This window comes from Flavobacterium sp. FPG59, from assembly GCF_002150205.1.
Classification (GTDB): domain Bacteria; phylum Bacteroidota; class Bacteroidia; order Flavobacteriales; family Flavobacteriaceae; genus Flavobacterium.
Genome location: NZ_MTCA01000137.1, coordinates 1 through 8,269, shown reverse-complemented (window position 1 = coordinate 8,269; position 8,269 = coordinate 1). Strand labels below are relative to the sequence as shown.

The following is an 8,269-nucleotide window of genomic DNA, read 5'->3' as shown; positions in this document are numbered from 1 at the left end:
ATCCCCTATTGCAAATGAGCGTATATTCAGTTTGACAGTGTTTTGATTTATAATTTCAAAACTGTACGGAAGTTGCGTTTTACTGGTATAAATACTATCTAAAATTATGGAATGTCTCTTTTTATAATGCTGTGAAAATATTTTACGGTTTACTGGTTTAATTACAGCTTCTTTAATTCCAGCAATAGAATTCATCTGGTAAAGCACTTTATATTCCAACTTTTTACCTAACGAAAAAAATAAATAAGCTGAAAAACCACCATCTTGAGCAAATGTTTTAGCTACATTACTGTAACCATCTGTTGTATAATAAATAGAATTCAATTTCAATATTTCTAGAGCTTTTATTCCGTTTATAGAAACTATTTCTGCTCCTACTGGTATGCTACTTTCAATACTATTCACAATTATTTTCCCGTCTAATACTTTTATAGGAACCGGAAAATATACAGAGTCTGCTACTATCTTTTTGACGATTTTTTCTGAAAAAGAAACATCATTATGGACGCTTCCTTCATAATCTGCTAATTCACTTATGATATTAAAAAACTCTCTTAAGGTGGTTTGATCAGAAAGCTTTTTATACGCTTTTTTTTCTATACTATCAATTTGATTTACAGTTCTGTACTTATATAAACCCGAATTTGCTTTCTTACGAATGTTACAAAAAAAATCTAAATCTGATTTCAATTTCGAATAGCCTATTTTATCTTCGTAAGATTTTTGGGCAAACACGCTATTATTTATTAGAAAAAAAGCTGCAATAACTAGTAAATATTTCATCAATTATTTTGAGTCGTTAATTTGTATGTTGTTTAGGATTGGTAACTTAAAAACTCAATATCTAACTAGTCAGCAATTCAAATACTTGATTGGCAATTTCTACTTCTTCATTTGTAGGAACCACTAAAATTTTTGTTGGTGAATCAGCAGTATTAATTTCTCGAATCTCTTTGGATCGAATTTCATTTTTGGATGCATCCAAAGCGATACCAAAATATTCCATATCCGTACACACTAACTTGCGGATGTATGAAGAATTTTCACCTATTCCTGCTGTAAAAACAATAGCATCTAATCCGTTTAAAACCGCTGCATAAGACCCAATATATTTCTTGATACGGTAGGCATTCATGGCCAAAGCCAATTGGCAATCAACATTTCCGTTTTCAGCATTGGCTTCAATATCCCTTAAATCACTGTAACCCGTAAGACCTAACATACCACTTTGTTTTTGTAGCATGGTATTTACAGCATCGAGTGAATATCCTAAAGTGTTCACCAAGTAAAAAATCACGGATTGATCCACATCTCCACTTCGGGTACCCATAATTAATCCGTTCATGGGACCAAAACCCAAAGTATGATCCATACTTTTTCCGTCTTTTATTGCTGTCATGCTGCAACCATTTCCTAAATGAATGGTTATAATATTAGAGCTAGAGGTAAGCGTATTTTGTTTTAAATATTGAATGGCGTTCTCCGAAACATATTTGTGACTCGTGCCATGAAAACCGTATACCCTAATCTTATTTTCGGTCAAAAGATACTTTGGAATTGCATATTGATGCGCCACAACGGGAATACTTTGATGAAAAGCCGTGTCAAAAACAGCTACTTGTTGTGCTGCTGTAAAAATTTCTTCAGCAACAATTATTCCTTCAAGATTAGCAGGATTATGCAATGGAGCCAACTCAAATAGTTGTCTTATTTTATCTTTAACGGCATCATTAATAAGTACGGTATTCGAAAAATCATTCCCGCCATGTACCACTCGATGTCCTACCGCTTTAACTTCATCAGTACTTTGAATAACTCCGATAGTAGGATTCATCAGGAGCTGAGCAATTTTCTCTAAGCCGATTTTATGATTGGGAATTGAAAGTGTTTCTTCTAATTTAGTGGTACTCGTTACGTATGTTAAATTGGAACTTTCAAGACCTATTCTATCAATCATCCCAGAACAAATAACCTCATTTGCTGGCATGTTAATCATTTGGTATTTTATAGAGGAACTCCCTGAGTTTATGATAACTGTTTTCATTCAAATTTTATTAAAAGATTAAAAGTTACAATCCTTGTGCTTGAATTGCTGTAATTACAACTGTATTTATGATATCATCAATGGTACAACCCCTACTTAAATCATTTACCGGTTTATTCAATCCTTGTAACATCGGACCAATAGCTAGCGCACCTGTTTCTCTTTGAACTGCTTTATACGTGTTATTTCCTGTATTTAAATCTGGAAAAATAAGCACACTGGCTTGACCTGCCACTTCAGAATTAGGCAATTTGCTTTTCCCAACGGTCATATCCACAGCGGCATCATATTGAATGGGACCTTCAATTTTTAAATCAGGACGTTTTTGGCGAACAATTTCGGTAGCGGCTCGAACCTTATCTACTTCATCCCCTTTACCTGAAGATCCTGAAGAATAAGAAAGCATGGCAATTTTTGGCTCAATTCCAAAAGCCAAACTCGAATCGGCAGATGAAATGGCTATTTCGGCAAGCTGTTCTGCTGTAGGATTCGGATTAATGGCACAATCCCCAAAAACCGAAACACGGTCCTCTAAACACATAAAAAACACAGAAGAAACCACTGATGAATTGGGTTTTGTTTTAATAAACTGTAGGGCTGGCAAAATGGTATGTTGTGTAGTATGTGCAGCTCCAGAAACCATTCCGTCAGCGTGACCTTTGTACACCATCATGGTGCCAAAATATGAAACATCTTCCATTAAATCTTTAGCCATTCCTAAGGTCACATTTTTGGCTTTTCGCAACTCAAAATAGGTATTTACATAATCGTCATAATGTTCTGATTCAATGGGATTAATTATTTTAATTTTCGAAAAATCAAAATTTAGACCTAACTCAACAATTTTATTTTCTATTTGTTTTTTGTTTCCAATGATAGAAATATCAACTACATCCATTTCTAGTAAGCGGGACGCTGCAGCCAAGATTCGATCATCATTGCCTTCGGGCAATACAATATGTTTGCGATGTTGTCTGGCTCTTTTTACCAAGTTATACTGAAACATTTTAGGAGTCATTCCGTCGGCTTCAAACGTTATTAGTTTCTCGGATAACGTATCAACATCCATATACTTCTCGAAAGTAGCAATCGAGATTTCAATTTTCTGTTTGTTGTTGGCGTAAATTTTGGATTTGATACCGCCTATTTTATTCGTAATATAATACGTTCCTTCTTCTACGGCAATGATCGGCACTATGGTTGAGAGTCCTTCAATTAACTTTAAAATACTTATTTCTGGCAGAATGTTTCCAGTTAGCACAATACCAGAGATAGTAGGATAGTTGACCGATTCATTGGCCTGTAAAGCCCCTAGGATTATATCGGCTCTATCTCCGGGAGTAATAACAAGACTGTTTTCTTTGAGATGTAATAAATAATTCCTCAATTGCATAGCTCCTACACTAAAGTTTCCTGTTTGATTGTTCAAGTGAGCCTCTCCAAAAAGTACTTTTGCACCCAGCTCTTTGACAATTTCTTGCACCGTAGGATTATTTAAATGATGAATCATAGGAATACTACTCACCATCACAGTACCTGGCAAGGTTTTTAATAATCCATTGGTAACTAATGTTATGTTTTCAGGTTGTACTTTATTTGCAATTACGGCAAGAACTTCTACGTCTTTCACCTTGAAAGAATCATAGGCTAGATATAAACTGTCTAATAATTCTTCGAGAGTTTTCCCTACTCCAGATCCTACAATGATGGTAGGAATTCCAAGATTTTTAGCAATCAGCACATTCATATCGAGCTCAATAACGGTTCCTTCACCGCTAAAGCCCGTTCCTTCTACTAGTATAAAATCAAAACGTTCTTCTAGTTTTTTATATTTTTCGATAATTAAATCTAGGACCTCCCCTATTTTTCCTTTATTTTTTTTCTTGATTAATTTACTTTTGGTAATAGCAAAAGCATCTTCAAAAGCGATATCGAGACCAAAATGACCTAATACGGTTTCAATATGATTGTCAAAACCACCCTCTTCAATATCCTCAACAATAGGTCTAAAATAACCAACTTTTGCTGTTTTCCCTATAAGCATGCTCATAAGTCCAAGAGTAACAATAGATTTCCCGCTGTTTTGCTCACTCGTAGCGATGTATATGGCTTTGTTCATTTTTATTATTTTTTTAATTATCAAAAGGAAAACTAAAGTTATTAAACAGTATTAAAACCAACGTCTTTTTTTAAAATAAATAATCATTCCAATTACTATTAAAAACATGAAACCCATTACGGTATGATATCCATATTTAAATTTCAATTCTGGCAGGTTTTCAAAATTCATACCGTAGACACCTACAATAAATGTAAGCGGAATGAATATAGCAGAGACGATCGTAAGTGTTTTCATAATTTCGTTCATCTTATGCGTTTGAGCCGAAAAAAAGAAATTAGAAGCACTCTCCAGTGAATCCATATCCGAATCTATTTGCTCTAAAAGTTCTAAACACTTTTGATGCAAACGAGTAAAAAAACTAAAGGTATCTGTCTCAACTACATTAAAAATAGAATCATCTTTTATGCTTTTAATATCGTACAGAGAGTCTCTGAGCGGAATAATAGCGCGTTTCAATACATTCAAATTGTCACGATGTTTCTCTATTCGCTCTAAAATTATTGGATCGGGATTTTCTTTGGTTAAATTTATAAGTTCTTCTACTTTATCCTCCTCGCTTTCTAGCGTAATGTAAAAATTCTCTATAATTGCATCTAGCAATATATATAATAAGTAATCAGGACCTTTTACGCGAACAAGTCCTGAATGGGTTCTAATTCTTTCTCTAATGTGTGAAAAAAAATCACTTCTTTTTTCCTGAAACGAAATTAGAATTCCATCTTTTAACAAAAAACTAATTTGTTCAATACTAATGTTCTCTGAATTTTCGAGAGGTAAAAGCGATTTAATGTTGAAGAATAAAAAATCATGTGATTCTTCAAATTTTGTTCTTCGTACCGTATTTAAAACATCGGATAAAATAAAATTATTAATTCCAAAATTCTTTCCAATGGCTTGCAACCAATCAACGTTATTAAGTCCATGAATATTGAGCCAGTTTATTTTAGAAAAATCAATTAACTGATTTAATTCTTCTACTTTAAAATCAGTGTACTCTGTAAAATCAATATCATTATAAACAAACAATTGCATTTCTGACTGCATTTCTTTGTGGATTCCTGTGTATTCAAGATTATAAGGCAATAATTTCCTGCCTTTTTTATATTTTATTTTTCTCATTATATCCGTGTAACCTTTTTTTGTAATACTATCGAAAATCTCATATTTGTGACACTAAAATTCCTACTGATGGAACTCAAAACAAAAGTAGTGAGAATTAAAAGGCTTATTTAAAAAAAGTACCACGAAAAAGTTCAAAAGAGAAAAATAAAACGAATGTTAATTTATGTTAATTATTATAAAATGAAAATTTTAAAAGTTCATTATTAAAAATATATCAATAGATTTGATAATTAAAGATGAATAAATACGAATGCACTCTATTTATTTACACAAAACTAATTATTAACTATAATGTGTAGAATTACATGCTTAAAAAAAAACTAACTCTAATTATTGCGTGCATCGCACTTTTTGCTGCTCCTGAGACATTTGCTCAAAGAAAAAAAAAGAAAAAAAATGACAAGACAGCTGTTGCTCAACCAGCAGCTAAACCAGCAGAGGCTAAAAAAGAACCTAAACCTTATAAAAAAGTTATAGACTCCACTGCTGTAACCCAAAAAGGATTAATTGATGTTCATAAAACAGATAATAAGTACTTATTCGAAATTCCGGATAGCTTACTTGGTAGCGAAATTATGACCATCACAAGATATTCTAAAACACCTGCTGGTGGAGGAATTTTTGGTGGTGAAGAAATTAACAGACAAGTAGTTCGTTTTGAAAAAGGAATGAACAACAACATTCTTTTACGATCAATTACCTACGTAATTATGTCACCAGATGAGGATAAACCAATGGCACAAGCCGTAAAAAATTCAACATCTGATCCTATAATTGGGAACTTTGACGTTCTTGCCTACAAAAAGGATGAAGCTGGAAAAATTACAGGATATGTACTTGATTTAACTACTACTTTTGATGCTGATGTACAAACTTTTTCACTTGATCCCATCAAGAAACAGTTGTTAAACATTCAAGCTTTTCAAAAAGACAGATCTTATATTTCTAAAATAAGTAGTTTTCCAATAAATACTGAAATTAGAACTGTAAAAACGTTTACAACGGTACCACCTAGAATTAATCTTACTCCTACTCCACAAATTGGTGTGAACCTTCCATCAGCACTAGATGCAGGTGTAGTTACGGTAGAGATGAATACGTCTATGATTTTGTTACCAAAAAAACCTATGCGTAAAAGAGTTTTTGATGCTCGTGTAGGTTATTTTGCAAATGAATACAGTGTTTTTGAAGAAGAATCACAAAAAGCAGAGAATAAAGTATTTGCAGTAAGATGGCGTTTAGAACCAAAATCTCCAGAAGATGCTCAAAAACAAAAAAACGGAGAATTAATTGAGCCATTAAAACCTATAGTATATTACATTGATCCTGCCACTCCTGAAAAATGGAAAAAATTTATCAAACAAGGTATTGATGACTGGCAAGTAGCTTTTGAAGCTGCAGGTTGGAAAAATGCAATTCGTGGAGAATATTGGCCAGAAAATGACCCGACAATGAGCTTAGAGGATGCTCGTTTTTCAGTACTTCGCTATTTTGCTGCCGACATTCAAAATGCTTATGGACCAAATGTACACGATCCTAGAAGTGGAGAAATTCTAGAAAGTCACATCGGTTGGTACCATAATATCATGAGTTTATTGCGTAACTGGTATTTAATTCAAACTGCTGCTGTTGATCCAGCTGCTAGAGCTAAAAAATTTGATGATAAATTAATGGGAGAATTAATCCGATTTGTTTCATCACATGAAGTAGGTCATACTTTAGGATTGCGTCATAATATGGGAGCTAGCTCAGCAACTCCTGTAGAAAAATTGAGAGATGCAGCATACCAAGAAAAAAATGGACATACATCATCAATCATGGATTATGCTCGTTTTAATTATGTTGCTCAACCAGAAGATGGTGTAAAACATTTGTTCCCAAGAATTGGTGATTATGATAAATGGGCAATAAAATGGGGTTATTCTTATTTTGAAGACAGCAAAACTGAAGCACAAGAAAAAACAGTTTTGAACGATATGACTAAAGAAGCCTACAAAAACAATCGTTTATGGTTTGGAACTGAATCAAGTCCTTATGACCCAAGATATCAAACAGAAGATATTGGAGATAATGCCATGAGAGCGTCAGAATATGGTATTAAAAACTTAAAAAGAATTTTACCAAATTTAATAGAATGGTCTAAAGAAGATGGTGAAAGCTACGCTGAATTAGATGAACTTTACGGAGCTCTTACTGGACAGTTTAGAAGATACATGGGACACGTTACTAAAAACGTGGGTGGTATTTATGACAACCCTAAAACGTATGACATGTCAGGAAATCAATTTCAAGTAGTTCCTAAAAGCATTCAAAAAGATGCTGTTTTATTCCTTAATACCCAGTTATTCAATACTCCAAAATGGCTATTAGATCAAAACGTTCTTTCTAAAATAAATCCTGATAGTGGCGTTGAAGCTGTTAAATCTATGCAAGATGCTACCTTATCTAGTTTAATGACTGGTGATCGCATGGTACGACTTATGGAAAGCGCTACAGCAAGTAAAGACAACTATAGTGTAGATGAATTGTTAACTGACTTAAACAAGGGCATTTTCTCTGAATTAAAAACAAGTAGCTCAATAGATATTTTTAGAAGAAATATTCAAAAAATATATGTTGACAAAATGATTGAATTGTTAAAACCAGGGACAACAACCGTAAGATCTGTACCTGTGGGAGTTACTTATGGATTTAATTCAAGAAGAGTAAACCTTGCACAAACAGATTTACCATCTATTGCAAGAGGACAATTAAATGCTCTTAAAAACGAATTAAAAATGTCATCTTTAAAAATGACTGACAAAATAAGTAAATACCATGTTCAAGATTTAATTGCTCGTATTAGCGATGCTTTAAATCCAAAACAATAAATATCAAAGGGAAACTATTACAAATATTGTTTCCCTTTTCAGATTTAATATGACATAAACATGCTCACAAAGCATCAATTTAACTCATAAATAAAATAAGCCCAATTGTAT

Annotated in this window: 4 protein-coding genes and 1 pseudogene; 1 reads left to right on the top strand and 4 read right to left on the bottom strand. The window is 33.1% G+C overall.

Annotated features, from left to right (window positions below):
* The 4 genes and pseudogenes from FPG59_RS11435 to corA all read right to left on the bottom strand — a co-directional run.
* A pseudogene (locus FPG59_RS11435) lies at window positions 1–783 on the bottom strand (hypothetical protein); the annotation flags it as partial.
* A gap of 61 nt (window positions 784–844) precedes the next feature.
* Window positions 845–2,044, bottom strand: coding sequence for an acetate/propionate family kinase (locus FPG59_RS11430; protein WP_086454731.1), 1,200 nt, complete (start codon window positions 2,042–2,044; stop codon window positions 845–847).
* Window positions 2,045–2,069: 25 nt separating this feature from the next.
* Entirely contained in the window at window positions 2,070–4,163 is a 2,094-nt protein-coding gene (gene pta, locus FPG59_RS11425; protein ID WP_086454730.1) for a phosphate acetyltransferase, read from the bottom strand.
* A 51-nt stretch (window positions 4,164–4,214) separates the two neighbouring features.
* Window positions 4,215–5,285, bottom strand: a complete 1,071-nt coding sequence (gene corA, locus FPG59_RS11420; protein ID WP_086454729.1) for a magnesium/cobalt transporter CorA — start codon at window positions 5,283–5,285, stop codon at window positions 4,215–4,217.
* Window positions 5,286–5,593: 308 nt separating this feature from the next.
* Between corA and FPG59_RS11415 the strand changes: the two genes are divergently transcribed.
* Complete coding sequence (locus FPG59_RS11415; RefSeq protein ID WP_086454728.1) at window positions 5,594–8,158, top strand: zinc-dependent metalloprotease; 2,565 nt, start codon at window positions 5,594–5,596, stop codon at window positions 8,156–8,158.
* Window positions 8,159–8,269 lie beyond the last annotated feature (111 nt).